This is a genomic window from Kitasatospora sp. NPDC057692, assembly GCF_042799475.1.
Lineage (GTDB): Bacteria > Actinomycetota > Actinomycetes > Streptomycetales > Streptomycetaceae > Kitasatospora.
In genome coordinates this window covers 18241-36453 of sequence record NZ_JBHVIV010000057.1, presented here as the reverse complement: position 1 = coordinate 36453, position 18213 = coordinate 18241, and the positions used below count along the sequence as shown (strand labels likewise).

The following is an 18213-nucleotide window of genomic DNA, read 5'->3' as shown; positions in this document are numbered from 1 at the left end:
TCCGGCCGCACCGGCCGTCAGGCTAACCGCTCGCGGGCCCCCTCCCGTACCGGGGTTGCCCGGACGGGCAGCCCCGCGGTGCGCCGCGTCCGGTGGCCGGATCGCTGCGGCGCGGCGGATCGGGTCCGCCCGTGCCGGTCCGGTGCGAGCCGGGGGGCCTCTACAATCGGATGGTTATGCCATACCTGGACCATGCGGCGACCACGCCGATGCTGCCCGAGGCGATCGCCGCGATGACGGCGCACCTGGGGGTCGTCGGCAACGCCTCCTCCCTGCACGCGGCCGGCCGTCGGGCCCGCCGGGTGGTCGAGGAGGCCCGTGAGTCGCTGGCCGAGTCGCTCGGCGCCCGGCCCAGCGAGATCGTGCTGACCGGTGGCGGCACCGAGTCCGACAACCTGGCCGTCAAGGGCCTGTACTGGGCCCGCCGCGGCGCCGATCCGGCCCGTACCCGGGTGCTGTGCAGCCCGGTGGAGCACCACGCCGTGCTGGACGCGGTGCACTGGCTCGCCGAGCACGAGGGCGCCACCGTCGACTACCTGCCGGTGGACGCGCTCGGCCGGGTCCACCCGGCGGCGCTGCGCGAGGCGATCGAGCGCGACCCGGCCTCGGTCGCGCTGGTCACCGTGATGTGGGCCAACAACGAGGTCGGCACCGTCCAGCCGGTCGCCGAACTCGCCGCGGTGGCCGCCGAGTACGGCATCCCGGTGCACGCCGACGCGGTGCAGGCGCTCGGCCAGGTCCCGGTGTCCTTCGCCGACTCCGGACTCACCGCGCTCACCGTCACCGGCCACAAGATCGGCGGCCCGTTCGGCATCGGCGCGCTGCTGCTGTCGCGCGGGGCGACGCCCGTGCCGCTGCTGCACGGCGGCGGCCAGGAGCGCGACGTCCGCTCCGGCACCCTGGACGCTCCCGGCGCCGCGGGCTTCGCCGCCGCGGCGGCCGTCGCCGTCGAGCGGCGTGCGGAGCACGCCGTCACGCTGGGCGCGCTCCGCGACGAACTGGTCGCCTCGGTGCTGGCCGCCGTCCCGGACGCGGTGCTCAACGGCGACCCGGCGGGGGAGGGACGGCTGCCCGCCAACGCCCACTTCTCCTTCCCCGGCTGCGAGGGCGACGCCCTGCTGATGCTGCTCGACGCCCAGGGCATCGAGTGCTCCACCGGCTCGGCCTGCTCGGCCGGCGTCCCGCAGCCCAGCCACGTGCTGCTGGCGATGGGCGTCGACCCGCTGCTGGCCCGCGCCTCGCTGCGCTTCTCGCTCGGCCACACCTCCACCCGGGCCGATGTGACCACCCTCTCCGAGGTCATCGCCCCGGCCGTCCAGCGCGCCCGCAACGCCGGCCTGGCGGCCGTGCGGCGCTGAGGAAACCCCGGCGGAATGCCGGGCGGCAGCACGTACGCTTGGATGCATCATGACTGACTTCCCGGGTGCCCCGACCGCTCCGTCCGCCACTGGCCGCCTGCGCGTGCTCGCGGCGATGTCCGGCGGGGTGGACTCCGCCGTCGCCGCCGCCCGCGCCGTCGAAGCCGGGCACGAGGTGACCGGCGTGCACCTGGCGCTCTCCAGCAACCCGCAGTCCTTCCGGACCGGCGCGCGCGGCTGCTGCACCATCGAGGACTCCCGGGACGCGCGCCGCGCCGCCGATGTGATCGGTATCCCGTTCTACGTCTGGGACCTCGCCGAGCGCTTCCGCGAGGACGTCATCGACGACTTCGTCGCCGAGTACGCGGCCGGCCGCACGCCCAACCCGTGCCTGCGCTGCAACGAGAAGATCAAGTTCGCCGCGCTGCTGGACAAGGCGATCGCGCTGGGCTTCGACGCGGTCTGCACCGGCCACTACGCGCGGATCGTCGACCTCCCGGACGGCTCGCGCGAGCTGCACCGCGCGGTGGACGCGGCCAAGGACCAGTCCTACGTGCTCGGCGTGCTGGACGCCGAGCAGCTCGCCCACTCGCTCTTCCCGCTGGGCGACACCACCAAGGACGTCATCCGCGAGGAGGCCGAGCGGCGCGGCCTGGCCGTGGCCAAGAAGCCGGACTCGCACGACATCTGCTTCATCGCGGACGGCGACACCCAGGGCTTCCTGGCCAAGCACCTGGGCACCGCGACCGGCGACATCCTGGACGTCGACGGCACCAAGCTCGGCGAGCACGACGGCGCGTACGGCTTCACCATCGGCCAGCGCAAGGGCCTGCGGATCGGCCGCCCGGCCGCCGACGGCAAGCCGCGCTACGTGCTCGACATCTCCCCGGTGAACAACACCGTCACCGTCGGCCCCGTCGAGGGCCTGGACGTCACCGCCCTCACCGCCGTCCGCCCCCGCTGGTGCGGCACCGAGCCGGTGGCCGACGGCCGCTACACCGCCCAGCTGCGGGCCCACGGCGAGGAGGTGCCCGTCTCCGCCTCGGTCGTCGACGACACCCTCCACGTCACCCTCGACACCCCGGCCCGCGGCATCGCCCCCGGCCAGGCCGTCGTCCTCTACGACGGCCCCCGCGTCGTCGGCTCCGCCACCATCGCCACCACCCACCGCCCGGCCGTCACCGTCTGAGCCCCGACTCGGTCGCCACCGCCCGCGCCGCCGACCCGGCGGCGCGGGCGGCGTTCAACGGGAGTGGTTGATCATCACATGAGTGACAGCGCCGGGAACTCCCAGTCAACGCCGCTCCATTCGGTGTCCGTCGCCGGGGTGGTGGTGCGGGAGGACGGCCGGGTGCTGGCGATCCGGCGGGCCGACAAGGGGACCTGGGAGCCGCCGGGTGGAGTGCTGGAGATGACGGAGGCCGTTGAGGACGGCGTGCGGCGCGAGGTGTTCGAGGAGACCGGCATCAAGGCCGGTGTGGAGCGGCTGACGGGCGTCTACAAGAACGTGAGCCGCGGAATCGTCGCCTTGGTCTTCCGTTGCCGACCGGAGAGCGGGAGCGAGCGGCTCTCGGAGGAGTCGACCGCCGTCGACTGGCTCACGCCGGGCGAGGTCTCCGACCGCATGGCCGAGGTGTACGCGGTGCGCGTGCTGGACGCGCTCCGGGACAGCGCCGCGCCGGTCGTGCGAGCGCATGACGGGCGGCGTCTGCTTGGCTAGCTGTTGTTGGATGCGCCCAGGTACCCGGAGGGGACGGCATGAGCTTCTACGAGCAGCATCGTGATTTCATCGAGGAGCTGGAGCGGATCGCTCCGGAGGGCGTCCGGATCGAGTGGTCCGGAGACACGCTGATCATGCAGGCGTCGCCGTCGAACATCCACCAGCTCAACATCGCCCAGGTGCGAAGGCAGTTCGAGCGCCATGCCCCGGATGGCTATCTCCCCAGCGAGCGCAGTGAGATCGTCAGCCCGGATGTCTCCAAGGGGCGTGAGCCGGACCTCACCTACCTACCACTGGAGGTGCTCTCCGGGCCGGGGAACCGGGCGCCGGCCGCTGAGGCGCTGATCGCGGTGGAGATCGTCTCGCCGTCGAACCCGGGCAACGACTGGATGGACAAGCTGCACGACTACGCCGTGATGCGCGTCCCGCTCTATCTGATCGTGGATCCGCGCCAGCACACGGTGACTCTGTTCTCCGAGCCGGACCACGACCGGTACCACACCCGCAGCGACCGGAAGTTCGGCGACGAGATCCACATTCCGGAGCCCTTCGGGTTCACGCTGGGCCTCGCGGCGCTGGTGCCCTACAAGGGCTGAGGCGGCGGAAAAGGCGGTGAGCGGGGGCGCGGGGGCGTGATAGACCGGATACCACTATGAATATCTGCGTCTTCTGCTCCGCCGCCTCGCTCGACGACCGCTACTCCGCCCCCGCCGCCGAGTTCGCCCGGCTCCTCGGTGAGGGGGGTCACACGCTGGTGTGGGGCGGGTCGAACGCCGGGCTGATGGGGGAGCTGGCGGACGGGGTGAAGGCGGCCGGCGGGCGGCTGGTCGGGATATCCGTCGAGTTCCTGAAGCACAAGGCCTACGAGGGCGCCGACGAGCTGGTCACCACCGCCGACCTCGCGGAGCGCAAGGCGATGCTGCTGTCCCGCGCGGACGCGGTGGTCGTGCTGGTCGGCGGACTGGGCACGCTGGACGAGGTGACCGAGGTGCTGGAGCTCAAGAAGCACGCGCTGCACGACAAGCCGGTGGTCGTGCTGGACACCGAGGGCTTCTACGCGGGCCTGCGCACTCAGCTGGAGCGGATGGACGCGGAGGGCTTCCTGCCCCGCCCGCTGGCCGAGCTGGTCGGCTTCGCCGACACCCCGGCCGAGGTCTTCCAGCAGCTCAAGGCCTGAGAGGATCGGGGGCATGGCCACTCATCTGATCACCGGCGCCGGCTCCGGCATCGGCGCCGTCCTCGCCGAACGTCTCGCCGAGCGCGGCGACGAGCTCTGGCTGCTGGCCCGCGACGCCCGCCGCGCCGCCGAGCTGCGCGAGCGCTTCCCCGGCGCGAGGACCCTGGTCGGCGACCTCGGCGACCCGGGCAAGCTGTCCTGGGCCTTCGGGCACCAGACGCTGCCGGTCGAGCTGGACTCGGTGCTGCACGTGGCCGGCACGGTCGAGCTGGGCCCGGTCGGCGAGCTGCCGGTCAAGGCCTGGCAGGACACCCTGAACGTCAACCTGGTCGCCCCCGCCGAGCTGACCCGGCTGCTGCTGCCCTCGGTGCGGCTGGTGAAGGGGCACGTGGTGTTCGTGAACTCCGGCGCCGGGCTGCGGGCGAGCGCCGAGTGGTCGGCGTACGCGGCGAGCAAGCACGGGCTGAAGGCGCTCGCGGACGCGCTGCGGCTGGAGGAGCACGGCAACGGCGTGCGGGTCACCTCGGTGTACCCGGGCCGGACCGCCACCGCGATGCAGGTCAAGGTGCACCAGCAGGAGGGCAAGCAGTACGACGCCGGGCAGTGGATCGAGCCGGAGTCGGTGGCGAAGGCGGTCCTGGCGGCGCTGGACGCCTCCCGGGACGCGGAGATCACCGACATCACGGTCCGCCCCGGACGCTGAGCGGAGGCGCGGTGGCGGCGCACTAGGCTCGGACGGGTGAGCAACGGACACCCCTTCCCCGACCTGGTCGGCGCCGCCACCGGCGTCGGCTCGCTGCCCGGCACCGACGCCCGGGAGGCCGCCAGGACCTCCACCGGCGCGCTGGAGCACCTGCCGTTCCTGCCGGAGCTGCCCGCCCGCGGGCCGGGCGCCGACATGATCGGCCGCTCCGCCGGTCTGCTGGTCGAGCTGTTCGCGCAGACCGAGCCGAGCGGCTGGCGCTTCGCCGACCGCCCCGGCCGGGACACCCGGCGGGCCCACTCCTGGCTCGGCGAGGACCTCGACGCGCTGGAGGAGTTCACCCAGGACTACCGGGGCGCGCTGAAGGTCCAGGCGGTCGGTCCGTGGACGCTGGCGGCGTCCGTCGAGCTCAAGCACGGCGAGAAGGCGCTCGCCGACCCCGGCGCCTGCCGGGACATCGCGGGCTCGCTGACCGAGGGCCTGCGCCGCCACCTCGCCGACGTCCGCAAGCGGGTGCCCGGCGCGGAGGTGGTGCTCCAGCTGGACGAGCCCCTGCTGCCCGCCGTGCTGGCCGGCGAGGTGAAGACCGCCAGCGGGTTCCAGCGGCTGCGGGCGGTCGACCGGCAGATCGCCGAGGAGGCGCTGCGGGAGCTGGTCCGCGGGCTCGACGCGCCCGTCGTGGTGCACTGCTGCTCGCCCCGGGTGCCGCTGCCGCTGCTGCGCCGGGCCGGGGTGGCGGGCGTCTCGGTGGACTTCTCGCTGCTGACCGAGCGTGAGGACGACGCCCTCGGCGAGGCGGTCGAGGCCGGCACCGTGATCTTCGCCGGTGTCGTCCCCTCCACCGACCAGGCACTGTCCGACCCGGCCGGTAGTGTCCAGGGTGTCAGGACGTTGTGGCGCAGGCTCGGGTTCGCCCCGGAGCTGCTGGGCCGTCGTGTGCTGGTGACGCCGACCTGCGGGCTGGCCGGGGCCTCCCCGTCCCATGCGCGCGCGGCGCTGTCACTCAGCGTGAAGGCGGCCCGGAGCCTGGTGGACAACCCGGAATGAGAGATTGACGGAGGGCTTGCGGTGGTGGCTGTCGAGGGCTGGGAGGACGTTCCGGCGGAGGTGCGCAAGCGGCACGCCGAGCTGGCGGCCGAGATCACCGACCACCGGGCCCGCTACTACGAGCAGGACGCTCCGGTCGTCAGCGACGCCGGGTTCGACGCGCTGATGCGCGAGCTGGAGGGGCTGGAGGCCGAGCACCCGGCGCTGGTCACCCCGGAGTCGCCCTCGCAGAAGGTCGGCGGCGCGCCGACCCTGCTGTTCGCCCCGGTCGAGCACCGGGAGCGGCTGCTCAGCCTGGACAACGCGATGGACGACGAGGAGCTCGCCGCCTGGGCCGAGCGGGTCGCCGGCGAGCTGGCCGGGATCGACCACCACTACCTGTGCGAGCTCAAGGTGGACGGCCTCGCCGTCAACCTCACCTACGAGAACGGCCGGCTGGTGCAGGCGGCGACCCGCGGCGACGGCCGGGTCGGCGAGGACATCACCGCCAACGTCCGCACCATCAAGGAGATCCCGCACCGGCTCCAGGGCGACAACGTCCCGGAGCTGGTGGAGATCCGCGGCGAGGTGTACTTCCCGACCGAGGCCTTCGAGGCGCTCAACGCCTCCTTCGCGGAGGAGAACGAGCGCCGCCGGGTGGAGAACGAGGAGCGCGCCGAGGAGGGCAAGCGGCCCCGGGCGATGATCCGGCTGTTCATGAACCCGCGCAACGCCGCGGCCGGCTCGCTGCGCCAGAAGGACCCGCTGGTCACCGCCTCCCGCCCGCTGCACATGGTGGTGCACGGCATCGGCGCGCGCTCCGGCTTCGACATCGACTGCCAGTCGCACGCCTACGACCTGCTGCACGGGTGGGGCCTGCCGACCGCGCGGCACAACCGGGTGGTCGGCACGCTGGACGAGGTGCGGGCGTTCATCAAGCACTTCGGCGAGCAGCGGCACTCGGTCGAGCACGAGATCGACGGCGTGGTCGTCAAGGTGGACGAGATCGCCCTGCAGGGCCGGCTCGGCTCCACCTCGAAGTCCCCGCGCTGGGCGATCGCCTGGAAGTACCCGCCGGAGGAGGTCACCGGGAAGCTGGCCGCGATCAAGGTCGGCATCGGCCGCACCGGCCGGGCCACCCCGTACGCGGTGCTCGCCGAGCCGGTGAAGGTGGCCGGCTCGATGGTGCAGTACGCGACGCTGCACAACCAGGAGATCGTCAAGGCCAAGGACGTCCTGCTCGGCGACACCGTGGTGCTGCGCAAGGCCGGCGACGTGATCCCGGAGATCCTCGGCCCGGTGTACGACCTGCGCGACGGCACCGAGCAGGCCTTCGTGATGCCCTCGCACTGCCCCGAGTGCGACAGCGAGCTGCGGCCGATGGCCGAGGGGGACATCGACCTGCGCTGCCCCAACGCGCGGTACTGCCCGGCCCAGATCCGTGAACGGATCGCCTTCCTCGGCGGGCGCTCGGCGCTGGACATCGAGGGCCTCGGCTACGTCGCCGCCACCGCGCTGACCCAGCCGCTGGAGCCGACCGAGGCGCCGGTGGGCAACGAGGGCGACATCTTCGGCCTGACGGTCGAGCAGCTGCTCCCGATCAAGGTGCTGGTGCGCGACCAGAAGACCGGCATGCCGAAGCTCGACGACGAGACCGGCGAGGAGAAGGAGGTGTTCTTCTTCGCCACCACCGCCGGTGCGCCGAAGAAGAACACCGGCCTGATGCTGGAGAACATCGAGAAGGCCAAGGACCGTCCGCTCTGGCGCTTCCTCAACGGCCTCTCGATCCGGCACGTCGGCCCGGTGGCCGCCCAGGACCTCGCCCGGGAGTTCCGCGACCTGGACGCGATCTTCGCGGCGAGCGAGGAGCGGCTGGCCGCCACCGAGGGCGTCGGCGCGGGCACCGCGCGGTCGATCATCGAGTGGTACCAGGTGGACTGGCACCGGGAGATCGTCGAGAAGTGGCGCGCCGCCGGCGTGCGCTTCACCGAGGAGGCGACGGAGGAGGAGGGCGAGCGCCCGCTGGAGGGGCTGACGGTGGTCGTCACCGGCACCCTGGCCGGGCACACCCGGGACGGCGCCAAGGAGGCGCTGACCTCGCGGGGCGCGAAGGTGACCGGTTCGGTGTCGAAGAAGACCCACTTCGTGGTCGCCGGGGACAACCCCGGTTCCAAGTACGACAAGGCCGTCCAGCTGGGTCTGCCGGTCCTGGACGACGCGGGCTTCGCGGTCCTGCTGGAGCAGGGCCCGGCCGCCGCCCGGGTCCACCTGGGGCTGCCGCCGGAGCCGCCGGAGGAGCCGGTGAGGAAGGCGCCCGCGAAGAGGAGGGCCGCCGCGAAGAAGGACGCGGACGGGGCGGAGCAGCAGCCCGCCGAGGAGGCCGCTGAGGACGCCGCCGAGCAGTCGGCCGAGGACGCGGCCGAGGAGCCCGCCGAGGGCTGACCCCGCGCGCGGAAGCACCGAATCCGGCTTGTTATCGTCCTGATGCAACGTCACCCGTTGCCGCACAGTGTTATCGGGCATCGTGTCACTGCGCGGCACCGGGCGCTCGGTGGCGTATGTCCGGTTGTCCGAAAGTCTGCCCGTCGGGTGAGGCCGCGCATACCCTGGAGCGCAACAGAGTGTCAGCAGGGGTGGGGGCACCGGCTGAGCCGGGCCCCACGGGGCCGCTCCATGCCCGGCAGGCTGCCGGTACCGGTACGGTGCCTCACCGCTAGGCGGCCTGACGGGGCGGGCCCGACGGAGGACAGGGCTTATGGATCGTACGACCGGCGGCGCGCCCACACGCCCGCCGCAGGGGGTGGCGGGGGCCGTCCTGCTGCTCGGCGTGCTGCTGGCCGGCGCGGCGCCGCTCATCCCGCTGGCCGTGCTGGTCTACCGCTACGAAGCGGAGCTGCTGCCGCTGTTCGCGGTGCCGCTGGCCGTCCTGGTCGCCGCCTGGCGGATCGCCCGGGACCGGGCGCGCGACCAGCTGACCGATCCCCTGACCGACCTGCCCAACCGCCAGGCGTTACTCATCGCGGCCCAGGAGGCGATCGCCGAGCACTCCGAGGGGTACAGCGTCGGTCTGATCCTGCTCGACCTCGACCGCTTCCGGTCGCTCAACGACACCCTCGGCCACACCGCCGGCGACCGGCTGCTCGTCCACATCGCCCGCCGGCTGCACCGGGCCCTGCGCTCCGGCGGGGCGGCCGGCAGCGCCACCCGCGAGTCCATCGACGACGTCTTCGCCGGACTGCCCCGGCACTACCGCGGCCGCCCGATGGTGGCCCGGATGGGCGGCGACGAGTTCGCCGTGCTGCTGCCCGGCATCGGCTGCCCGGACTCGCTGGAGAAGGTGGCCAAGGCGCTGATCGCCGAACTGGCCGCGCCGATCCGCCTCGACGGCCTGCTGCTCGTCCTGGAGGCCAGTGCGGGGGTCTGCGTCTTCCCCCAGCACGCCCAGGACGCCGAGTCGCTGCTGCGCCGCGCCGACGTCGCGATGGGCCACGCCCAGCACGAGCGCACCTCGGTCGAACAGTACGACGAGGCGCAGGACGCCGACACGCCGTACCGGATCGGCCTGCTGGGCGACCTGCGGCGGGCCCTGGAGACCGGCGAGGTGCAGCTGCACTACCAGCCCAAGGTCGCCTTCGACGGCCGGGTGGTCGGGCTGGAGGCGCTGCTGCGCTGGGAGCGCCCCGGCCAGGGCCGGGTCTCGCCGGACGAGTTCGTCGGCCTCGCCGAGTCGAGCGGCCTGATGCCCCGGCTCACCGACTACGTGCTGGAGGCCGCCGTCGGGCAGCTCGCCCACTGGCGCGAGCAGGGCCTGCAGGTACAGGTCGCGGTGAACGTCTCGCCGCGCGACGTGCTCAACCCCGGCTTCGCCCAGCGGGTCGCCGGCCACCTCGTGCGCCACCAGGTGCCGGCCCACGCGCTCCAGCTGGAGATCACCGAGCGGCTGCTGCTGGACGACTCCCGGCGGGCCGCCGACACCCTCGCCGAACTGCGCGGCTACGGGGTCGGGATGTCCCTGGACGACTTCGGGACCGGCCACTCCTCGCTGGTGCGGCTGCGCAGCCTGCCGGTCGGCGAGCTGAAGATCGACCGCTCCTTCGTCTCCCGGATGGTCGCCGACGACCACGACGCGGCGGTGGTCCGCTGCTCGGTCGAGCTGGCCCACTCGCTCGGCCTGACCGTGGTCGCCGAGGGCGTCGAGGACGACGAGACCTGGGAGCGGCTGAACTGCATGGGCGTGGACGCGGTGCAGGGCTGGCTGGTCTCGGCGGCGCTGCCGGCCGAGCAGGCCACCGCCTGGCTGCGGGTGCACCGCACCGGAGCCCCGCCGGTGGAGCGGCTCGCGGCCGCCTCCGCCGACCGGCTGCCGCCGGTGATCAAGCCCGCGCTGCCGCCGGTGGCGCAGGCGGTGCAGGCCGCCGCGGTGGAGATCCAGGCGCCCCAGCAGCAGCGTTGGGCGCCGACCCGCCCGCAGTGAGCGGCGCCGCGCGGCGGGGGTGACCCGCGCCCACCGCTGGTCGTTGGCCGGTGGCCCGGCCGTGCCCCATAGGATGGGGGCCACAGACCACGAGGACGGGAGCGCCGGACAGGCCGCTCCCGGCCCGGGCCCGGGGCCGCCCGACGGCGGATCCGGGCCTCACCAGAACTCACCCTGAGGATCGCTGCATGCCTGGCATCACGCGCGAGGAGGTCGCCCACCTCGCTCGGCTGTCGCGTCTTGAGTTGCAGGCCGAAGAGCTGGACCACTTCGCCGAGCAGCTCGACGTGATCATCGGCGCGGTCGCCCGCGTTTCCGAGGTCGCCGGACAGGACGTCCCGCCCACCTCCCACCCGCTGCCGCTGACCAACGTCATGCGCGCGGACGAGGTCCGGCCGTCGCTCACCCCGGAGCAGGCACTGGCCGGCGCCCCGGCCGCCGAGGAGCAGCGTTTCCGCGTTCCCCAGATCCTCGGGGAGGACTGACCGAGATGACCGACCTGATCCCCACCCCCATCATCAAGTGGACCGCCGCCGAGACGGCCACCGCCATCGCCAAGGGCGAGGTCTCCGCCGTCGAGGTCGCGCAGGCGCACCTGGACCGCATCCAGGCCGTCGACGAGAAGGTCAACGCCTTCCTGCACGTCGACACCGAGGGCGCGCTCGGCGCGGCCCGGGCCGTCGACGAGAAGCGCGCCAAGGGCGAGGAGCTGGGCCCGCTGGCCGGCGTCCCGCTGGCGCTGAAGGACGTCTTCACCACCAAGGGCGTGCCGACCACCTGCGGCTCGAAGATCCTTGAGGGCTGGATCCCGCCGTACGACGCCACCCTGACCTCGCGGCTCAAGGACGCCGGCGTCGTCATCCTCGGCAAGACCAACATGGACGAGTTCGCGATGGGCTCCTCCACCGAGAACTCCGCCTACGGCACCACCGGCAACCCGTGGGACCTCTCCCGGATCCCCGGCGGCTCCGGCGGCGGTTCGGCGGCCGCGCTGGCCGCCTTCGAGGCCCCGCTGGCGATCGGCACCGACACCGGCGGCTCGATCCGCCAGCCCGGCGCGGTCACCGGCACGGTCGGCGTGAAGCCGACCTACGGCTCGGTCTCCCGCTACGGCCTGGTGGCCTTCTCCAGCAGCCTGGACCAGGGCGGCCCGTGCGCCCGGACCGTGCTGGACGCGGCGCTGCTGCACGAGGCCATCGCCGGCCACGACCCGCTGGACTCCACCTCGATCGACGCGCCGGTCCCGGCCGTGGTCGAGGCCGCCCGGATGCGCGACGTCCGCGGCATGCGGATCGGCGTGGTGAAGGAGTTCGCGGGCGAGGGCTACCAGGCCGGCGTCATGCAGCGCTTCAACGAGTCGGTGGAGCTGCTGCGCGAGCTGGGCGCCGAGGTCGTCGAGGTCTCCTGCCCGTCGTTCACCCTGGCGCTGCCCGCGTACTACCTGATCGCGCCCAGCGAGGCCTCGTCCAACCTGGCCCGCTTCGACGCGATGCGCTACGGCCTGCGGGTCGGCGACGACGGCACCCGCTCCGCCGAGGACGTCACCGCCCTGACCCGCGAGGCCGGCTTCGGTCCCGAGGTCAAGCGCCGCATCATCCTCGGCACCTACGCGCTCTCCTCGGGCTACTACGACGCCTACTACGGCTCGGCCCAGAAGGTGCGCACGCTGATCTCCCGTGACTTCGACGCCGCCTTCGCCGGCGTGGACGTCCTGGTCTCGCCGACCACGCCGACCACCGCCTTCCCGATCGGCGAGCGCGCCGACGACCCGATGGCGATGTATCTGGCCGACCTCTGCACGATTCCGTCCAACCTGGCGGGCAACGCGGCCATGTCGCTGCCCTGCGGTCTGGCCCCGGAGGACAATCTCCCGGTCGGCCTGCAGATCATCGCACCCGCGATGGCGGACGACCGCCTGTACCGCGTGGGCGGCGCCGTCGAGGCCGCACTCAACGACAAGTGGGGGCACACCCTGCTGGAGGAGGCACCGGCACTGTGAGCAAGATCGAGAAGGCCAAGGGCTTCAAGCACTCGAAGCCCGGGCTGTGGCTGTCCATCGGGACCAGCACGTTCGGCGCGATCTCCATCGTGAAGGACGTCCGCAAGGCCCGCGACGAGAGCGACACCCTCAAGCTCGTCAACGCCCTGATCGGCGCCGCCGCCCTGGTCACCGGCACCGCCCTGCTGGTACGCGAGCTGCGCCGCCTCGGCGACGACGACGTCCTGCTGGGCTAGCCCGTGGGGTCCGGCCGGTACCGCGGTACCGGCCGGACCCGCACCACCGAAGACTTTTTGAGTGAAGGGGACGCTGTGAGCGTCAAGAACCTGGTCTCCTACGAGGACGCTCTCGCGTCGTACGACCCGGTGATGGGCCTGGAGGTCCACGTCGAGCTCGGTACCAAGACCAAGATGTTCTGCGGTTGTTCGACCGAGCTGGGTGCCGAGCCGAACAGCCAGGTCTGCCCGACCTGCCTGGGGCTGCCGGGCTCGCTGCCGGTGGTCAACGCGGTGGGCGTGGAGTCGGCCGTCAAGATCGGCCTGGCGCTGAACTGCGAGATCGCCGAGTGGTGCCGGTTCGCGCGGAAGAACTACTTCTACCCGGACATGCCGAAGAACTTCCAGACCTCGCAGTACGACGAGCCGATCGCCTTCAACGGCTACCTCGACGTGCAGCTGGAGGACGGCTCGACCTTCCGCGTGGAGATCGAGCGCGCCCACATGGAGGAGGACACCGGCAAGTCCAGCCACGTCGGTGGCGCGACCGGCCGCATCCACGGCGCCACCCACTCGCTGCTGGACTACAACCGGGCCGGCATCCCGCTGATCGAGATCGTCACCAAGCCGATCACCGGCGCCGGCGAGCGGGCCCCCGAGGTCGCCCGCGCGTACGTCGCCGAGCTGCGCGAGCTGATCCGCTCGCTGGGCGTCTCCGAGGCCCGGATGGACAAGGGCCAGATGCGCTGCGACGTCAACCTGTCGCTGCGCCCGAACGGCACCGAGACCTTCGGCACCCGCTCGGAGACCAAGAACGTCAACTCGCTGCGCAGCGTCGAGCGGGCCGCCCGGTTCGAGATCCAGCGGCACGCCACGGTGCTGACCGACGGCGGCACCATCATCCAGGAGACCCGGCACTTCCACGAGGACGACGGCTCCACCACCTCCGGCCGGATCAAGGACAACGCCGAGGACTACCGGTACTTCCCGGAGCCGGACCTGGTGCCGATCGCGCCGTCCCGCGCGTGGGTCGAGGAGCTGCGCGCCGCGCTGCCCGAGCTGCCGCGCGTGCGCCGGGCCCGGCTGCAGGCCGAGTGGGGCCTGTCGGACAAGGACATGCAGTCGGTGCTGAACGCCGGCGCCGTCGAGCCGATCCAGGAGACCATCGCCGCCGGCGCCCCGGCCGACCAGGCCCGCAAGTGGTGGATGGGCGAGCTGGCCCGGCGCGCCAACGAGACCGGCACCGAGCTGACCGAGCAGCCGATCACCCCGGCGCAGGTCGCCCGGGTCACCGCGCTGGTCGCCGAGGGCAAGCTGAACGACAAGCTGGCCCGCCAGGTCATCGAGGGCGTGCTGGCCGGCGAGGGCGAGCCGGACGAGATCGTCGAGAAGCGCGGCCTGGCCGTCGTCTCGGACGACTCCGCGCTGGGCGCCGCGGTCGACCAGGCCATCGCCGAGAACGAGGCGGTCGCCGCCAAGATCCGCGACGGCAAGGTCGCCGCGGTCGGCGCGCTGGTCGGCGCGGTCATGAAGGCCACCCGCGGCCAGGCCGACGCGGCCCGCGTCAAGGACCTGATCCTGGAGCGGCTCGCCGTGGAGGGACAGTAGGCACACGCTGGAGAAGCCGGGCGTCTGCGCCTGAGTTTCCAAGGTGTCCAAGGCGCTCTAAGGCCTACTTAGCCGCCTGAGGCCCGGTCTTACCCCGCACAGGGGTGAGGCCGGGCCTTCGCCGTCTCCTCCGGCGGGTGTCTAAGGCGGGCACGCCCCGGAAGATCCGGAAGCCTGCCGATGCCGGCCACCCCCCTGGGAGAGGAGTCTCTACTCAGCAGACGGAAGCGACGAAGAACCAGGGGAACCACCGTGATCGAGTACGAGCTCATCAAGCAGCAGGAACGCGAACTCCGGGCCCAGGCCGAGCACGAGCGCCTGGTCCGCGCGGCGAAGGGCGCCGAGCGCACCGGATGGCGGCCGAACGTCGGCCTGCGCATCCAGCGGCGCGCCGTGCGCCCCGGCGAATGCTGACGGACCGGCACCGCGGTGCCGAGCGGGGAACGGAGGGGGAGGCGCGACAGGGGAGCGCCTCCCCCTCCGGGCGTTCGCCCGGCGCGATAACCCCTCGGAACGCGCAGGGGCCTTGTGGCATGCTCGCCTCCATGCAGCAGAACTCGGTGAGCCCCGTCTTCGTCGGCCGCGACCCGGAGCTCACCGACCTGGCGGACGCGCTGCGCCGGGCCGGGCGCGGCGAGCCGCAGACCGTGCTGATCGGCGGCGAGGCGGGCGTCGGCAAGACCCGGCTGCTGGAGGAGTTCCTGCGCCGGGCCGACGACCAGGGCGTGCTCACCACCGACGGCGGCTGCCTGGAGGTCGGTGCGGAGGGGCTGCCGTACGCGCCGCTCTCCACCGCGCTGCGCCGGCTGCACCGCTGCCTGGGCGTCGAGCTGGAGAGCGCCGCCGCCGGGATGGAGGGCCATCTCGCCCGGCTGTTGCCCGACTTCGGCGAGGCCGACGGCGAACCCAACAACGAGTACGGCCGGGCCCGGCTGTTCGAGCACACCGCGCGGTTGTTCGAACGGCTCGGCACGGACCGTACTTTCGTGCTCGCCGTCGAGGACCTGCACTGGTCCGACCGCTCCACCCGGGAGCTGTTCGCCTACCTGGTCCGCACCCTGCACCGGTCCCGCGTCCTGCTGGTCGCCACCTACCGCAGCGACGACCTGCACCGCCGCCACCCGCTGCGGCCCTTCCTGGCCGAGCTGGAGCGGCTGCGCACGGTGCGCAGGCTGGAGCTGGAGCGCTTCGGCCCCGGCGAGGTGGCTGCCCAGCTGGCCGGCATCCTCGGCACCGCCGCGCCCGACCGGCAGCTGGTCGAGCGGGTCCACCGGCGCTCCGAGGGCAATCCGTTCTTCGTCGAGGAGCTGGCCACCGCCCTCCGGGAGGGCTGTTCGACCGGGCTCACCGACTCCCTGCGGGACATCCTGCTGGTCCGGGTCGAGGCGCTGGACGAGGAGACCCAGCGGGTGCTGCGGCTCGCCGCCGAGGGCGGCTCCTGCGTCGAGCACGCCCTGCTCGCCGCCGTGCTGGAGGACGAGGAGCGGCTGATCGGGTCGCTGCGGGCCGCCGTCGGCGCCAACATCCTGCGCCCGGACCCGGACGGCGACGGCTACCGGTTCCGGCACGCGCTGGTCCGCGAGGCGGTCTCGGACGACCTGCTGCCCGGCGAGCGGCACCGGATCAACCGCCGCTTCGCCGAGGCCCTGGAGGCCGAGCCGCAGCTGGTCGGCGCCGACGTCCGGCCGGCCCGGCTGGCCAACTACTGGTACCACGCGCACGACCCGGCCCGGGCGCTGCCGACCGCGCTGGACGCCGCCCGCGCGGCCCGCCGCCGCAACGCCTTCGCCGAGCAACTGCGCATGCTGGAGCGGGCCCTGGAGCTGTGGGACGAGGTGCCCGGCGATCAACTGGCCGGCACCCTGCGCCCCTACGACTGGGCCGAGACCTATCCGCCGTGCTCCTGCGACGCCGACCACCACGACGAGGACTGCGACCGGCTCTGCCTGATCGACGTGCTGGCCGAGGCGGTGGTCGCGGCCCGCCGCAGCGGCGACCGGGAGCGCGGACTGAGCCTGGCGAAGCGGGCGCTCAAGCTCGTCGACGAGGCCGAACACCCGGCCCGCGCCGCCTGGTTCCGGATCAACCGGGCCCGGATGCTCGGCCATCTGCGCCGCTCCGGCGACGAGGAGGAGATCGCCTACGCGCACCGGCTGGTCGAGAACCTGCCGCCGTCCGCCGTGCAGGCCGAGGTGTTCGCCCTCGGCGCCGGCGCGGGCATGCTCTCCAACCCCCGCCCCGAGCTGGTCGAGCTCGCCGAACGGGCCGCCCGGATCGCCCGCGAGGTGGGCGCGCACGCCGTCGAGCAGCACGCCCTGATGACGCTCGGCGGGTTGCGCAACGACCTGGACGCCGACCCGGAGGCGGCGGTGGCGCAGCTGACCGCGGCGGTCGAGGCGAGCCGCCGGCTGGGCGCGCCGGACCTGCTGCTGCGCGGCCTCAACAACCTCTCCTCGCTGCTGCGCGGCCTCGGCCGGGCCGAGCAGGCCGCGGCCCTGGCCCGGGAGGGCCTGGACTCGGCCCGCCACAACGGCCTGCAGCGCAACATCGGCACCATCCTGACCGGGAACCTCGCCGAGGCGCTGGTGGACCTCGGGCGGATCGACGAGGCCGAACTGGTGCTCGCCGAGGGGGACCTGACCAGCCCGACCGGCACCCACGCCGAGTACCTGGACCGGCTGCGCGGCGAGCTGGCCCTGCTCCGCGGCGACCTGGCCGGCGCCGCCGCGCTGCTCGCCCAGGCCCGGGCGGCCAACCGGGTCGGCCAGATCCAGCACTCGGTACCGATCAGCCGGCTCGCGGTGCGCCTCGCCGCCCTGGCGGGCCGCCCGCTGGAGGCCCGGGCCGAGCTGCTGGCCGCTCTGGCCGGGGACTTCCCCTGCGGCTACCTGGCCGACTTCTTCCCGCTGCTGGTGGACGGCGCGGGCGCCGAGGCGGACAGCCGGGGCCTGCCGGAGGCCGCGGAGGGCCGGGCCGCGGTGCTGGCCCGGATCGTCGAGGTGGCGGCCGGGCTGACCCCGACGGCGCCGCTGCACCACGGCTGGGCCCGGCTGCTGGAGGGCGAGCTGGCCCGGGCCGAGGGGGCGGACACCCCGACGCACTGGGCCGCCGCGGTGGAGCTGCTGCGCCCGACCGGGCTGCCGTACCCGCTGGCGCTCGCCCTGCTGCGGGCCGGCGAGGCCGAGGTGCTGGCCGGACGCCGCGAGGCCGGGGCCGGACTGCTGCGGGAGGCGCGGGACCTGGCGTCCGCCCGGGGGGACGCCGGGCTGCGCGCCGAGATCGACGCGCTGGCCGAGCGGGCGGGCCTGGCGGTCGTCGCGGGCCGTCCGGCACCCGCCGTGACGCCGCCGGCGGGGGAGTCCTTCGGCCTCACCCCCCGTGAGCGGGACGTGCTCCGATTGCTCGCGCGGGGGCGCACCAACCGGCAGATCGCCGAGGAACTGTACATCTCGCCGAAGACGGCGAGCGTGCACGTCTCCAACATCCTGGGCAAGCTCGCGGTGGCCGGCCGGGGCGAAGCCGCCGCGCTGGCGCACCGCTTGCGGCTGTTCCCCGAGGATCTGGCCCCCGCCGGCCGCTGACCGGGCGCCGCCGGCCCGCCGCCCGTCCACCCGCCGCGCGGCACCGGCCGGGCCGGCCCGCCCGCCCCGGATCGTCCGGTGCCGCCCGGGCGCCGTCCCGTGCTCCCGTGCGCGCCGCGTGAGCCCCCCTCCGTGCGCCCCCGCCAACCGGCCCGTTCCGGTGGAATCGGGCGCAATTCCCCACCCCCGGACCATTACTCTAAGTTGAGTGTGCGTCTCATTGAGTGACCGAAGTGGTGTAGGGTCCCGAACGGGAACATCGGTGTGGCGGGACGGCCGGCAGGCCCCCCGTCCCCTGGGCCACCGCCCTGACGGGGCGCCAGGTCACCGCGTACGGCCACCAGGCGCGCGG

14 protein-coding genes and 1 pseudogene are annotated in these 18213 nt (G+C 73.6%); all 15 read left to right on the top strand.

Annotated elements, in window-relative coordinates:
* The first annotated feature begins 176 nt into the window (after positions 1 to 176).
* The 15 genes and pseudogenes from ACFVFS_RS27665 (at position 177) to ACFVFS_RS27595 (ending at position 17861) form a co-directional block, all read left to right on the top strand.
* On the top strand, positions 177 to 1358 hold the full coding sequence (locus tag ACFVFS_RS27665) for a cysteine desulfurase family protein (protein ID WP_380627412.1): 1182 nt from the start codon (positions 177 to 179) through the stop codon (positions 1356 to 1358).
* Positions 1359 to 1407: 49 nt separating this feature from the next.
* Positions 1408 to 2547: a tRNA 2-thiouridine(34) synthase MnmA gene (gene mnmA / locus ACFVFS_RS27660; RefSeq protein WP_376091647.1), complete on the top strand. Its 1140-nt coding sequence runs from the start codon at positions 1408 to 1410 to the stop codon at positions 2545 to 2547.
* Positions 2548 to 2625: 78 nt separating this feature from the next.
* The gene (locus ACFVFS_RS27655) at positions 2626 to 3078 is read left to right on the top strand and encodes an NUDIX hydrolase (RefSeq protein ID WP_380627411.1); all 453 of its coding nucleotides are present in this window, start codon (positions 2626 to 2628) and stop codon (positions 3076 to 3078) included.
* 38 nt (positions 3079 to 3116) lie between these two features.
* Positions 3117 to 3674, top strand: a complete 558-nt coding sequence (locus tag ACFVFS_RS27650) for a Uma2 family endonuclease (RefSeq protein ID WP_380627410.1) — start codon at positions 3117 to 3119, stop codon at positions 3672 to 3674.
* A 56-nt stretch (positions 3675 to 3730) separates the two neighbouring features.
* Positions 3731 to 4255 carry a TIGR00730 family Rossman fold protein gene (locus tag ACFVFS_RS27645; protein ID WP_380627409.1) on the top strand — a complete coding sequence of 175 codons (525 nt, stop codon included), beginning with the start codon at positions 3731 to 3733 and terminating at the stop codon, positions 4253 to 4255.
* A 13-nt stretch (positions 4256 to 4268) separates the two neighbouring features.
* Positions 4269 to 4958: an SDR family oxidoreductase gene (locus tag ACFVFS_RS27640; protein ID WP_380627408.1), complete on the top strand. Its 690-nt coding sequence runs from the start codon at positions 4269 to 4271 to the stop codon at positions 4956 to 4958.
* A 36-nt stretch (positions 4959 to 4994) separates the two neighbouring features.
* Positions 4995 to 6005, top strand: a complete 1011-nt coding sequence (locus ACFVFS_RS27635) for a methionine synthase (RefSeq protein ID WP_380627407.1) — start codon at positions 4995 to 4997, stop codon at positions 6003 to 6005.
* Positions 6006 to 6029: 24 nt separating this feature from the next.
* Positions 6030 to 8426 carry an NAD-dependent DNA ligase LigA gene (ligA, locus tag ACFVFS_RS27630; RefSeq protein ID WP_380627434.1) on the top strand — a complete coding sequence of 799 codons (2397 nt, stop codon included), beginning with the start codon at positions 6030 to 6032 and terminating at the stop codon, positions 8424 to 8426.
* 376 nt (positions 8427 to 8802) lie between these two features.
* Positions 8803 to 10458: pseudogene (locus ACFVFS_RS27625) on the top strand (putative bifunctional diguanylate cyclase/phosphodiesterase); the annotation flags it as partial.
* Positions 10459 to 10646: 188 nt separating this feature from the next.
* The gene (gene gatC, locus ACFVFS_RS27620) at positions 10647 to 10943 is read left to right on the top strand and encodes an Asp-tRNA(Asn)/Glu-tRNA(Gln) amidotransferase subunit GatC (RefSeq protein WP_035845952.1); all 297 of its coding nucleotides are present in this window, start codon (positions 10647 to 10649) and stop codon (positions 10941 to 10943) included.
* 5 nt (positions 10944 to 10948) lie between these two features.
* Positions 10949 to 12457 carry an Asp-tRNA(Asn)/Glu-tRNA(Gln) amidotransferase subunit GatA gene (gatA, locus tag ACFVFS_RS27615; RefSeq protein WP_380627406.1) on the top strand — a complete coding sequence of 503 codons (1509 nt, stop codon included), beginning with the start codon at positions 10949 to 10951 and terminating at the stop codon, positions 12455 to 12457.
* Positions 12454 to 12693, top strand: coding sequence for a hypothetical protein (locus ACFVFS_RS27610; protein ID WP_355374523.1), 240 nt, complete (start codon positions 12454 to 12456; stop codon positions 12691 to 12693). Before gatA ends, ACFVFS_RS27610 begins: the two co-directional genes overlap by 4 nt.
* Before the next feature lie 75 nt (positions 12694 to 12768).
* Positions 12769 to 14280, top strand: a complete 1512-nt coding sequence (gene gatB, locus ACFVFS_RS27605) for an Asp-tRNA(Asn)/Glu-tRNA(Gln) amidotransferase subunit GatB (RefSeq protein ID WP_380627404.1) — start codon at positions 12769 to 12771, stop codon at positions 14278 to 14280.
* A gap of 252 nt (positions 14281 to 14532) precedes the next feature.
* Positions 14533 to 14694 carry a hypothetical protein gene (locus ACFVFS_RS27600; RefSeq protein WP_380627403.1) on the top strand — a complete coding sequence of 54 codons (162 nt, stop codon included), beginning with the start codon at positions 14533 to 14535 and terminating at the stop codon, positions 14692 to 14694.
* A 131-nt stretch (positions 14695 to 14825) separates the two neighbouring features.
* Entirely contained in the window at positions 14826 to 17861 is a 3036-nt protein-coding gene (locus ACFVFS_RS27595) for an AAA family ATPase (RefSeq protein WP_380627402.1), read from the top strand.
* Positions 17862 to 18213 lie beyond the last annotated feature (352 nt).

Bases quoted from the DNA above. Each gene is read 5' to 3' on its own strand.
- ACFVFS_RS27665 (WP_380627412.1), top strand. From the start codon at position 177: ATGCCATACCTGGACCATGCGGCGACCACGCCGATGCTGCCCGAGGCG.
- mnmA (WP_376091647.1), top strand. From the start codon at position 1,408: ATGACTGACTTCCCGGGTGCCCCGACCGCTCCGTCCGCCACTGGCCGC.
- ACFVFS_RS27655 (WP_380627411.1), top strand. From the start codon at position 2,626: ATGAGTGACAGCGCCGGGAACTCCCAGTCAACGCCGCTCCATTCGGTG.
- ACFVFS_RS27650 (WP_380627410.1), top strand. From the start codon at position 3,117: ATGAGCTTCTACGAGCAGCATCGTGATTTCATCGAGGAGCTGGAGCGG.
- ACFVFS_RS27645 (WP_380627409.1), top strand. From the start codon at position 3,731: ATGAATATCTGCGTCTTCTGCTCCGCCGCCTCGCTCGACGACCGCTAC.
- ACFVFS_RS27640 (WP_380627408.1), top strand. From the start codon at position 4,269: ATGGCCACTCATCTGATCACCGGCGCCGGCTCCGGCATCGGCGCCGTC.
- gatC (WP_035845952.1), top strand. From the start codon at position 10,647: ATGCCTGGCATCACGCGCGAGGAGGTCGCCCACCTCGCTCGGCTGTCG.
- gatA (WP_380627406.1), top strand. From the start codon at position 10,949: ATGACCGACCTGATCCCCACCCCCATCATCAAGTGGACCGCCGCCGAG.
- ACFVFS_RS27595 (WP_380627402.1), top strand. From the start codon at position 14,826: ATGCAGCAGAACTCGGTGAGCCCCGTCTTCGTCGGCCGCGACCCGGAG.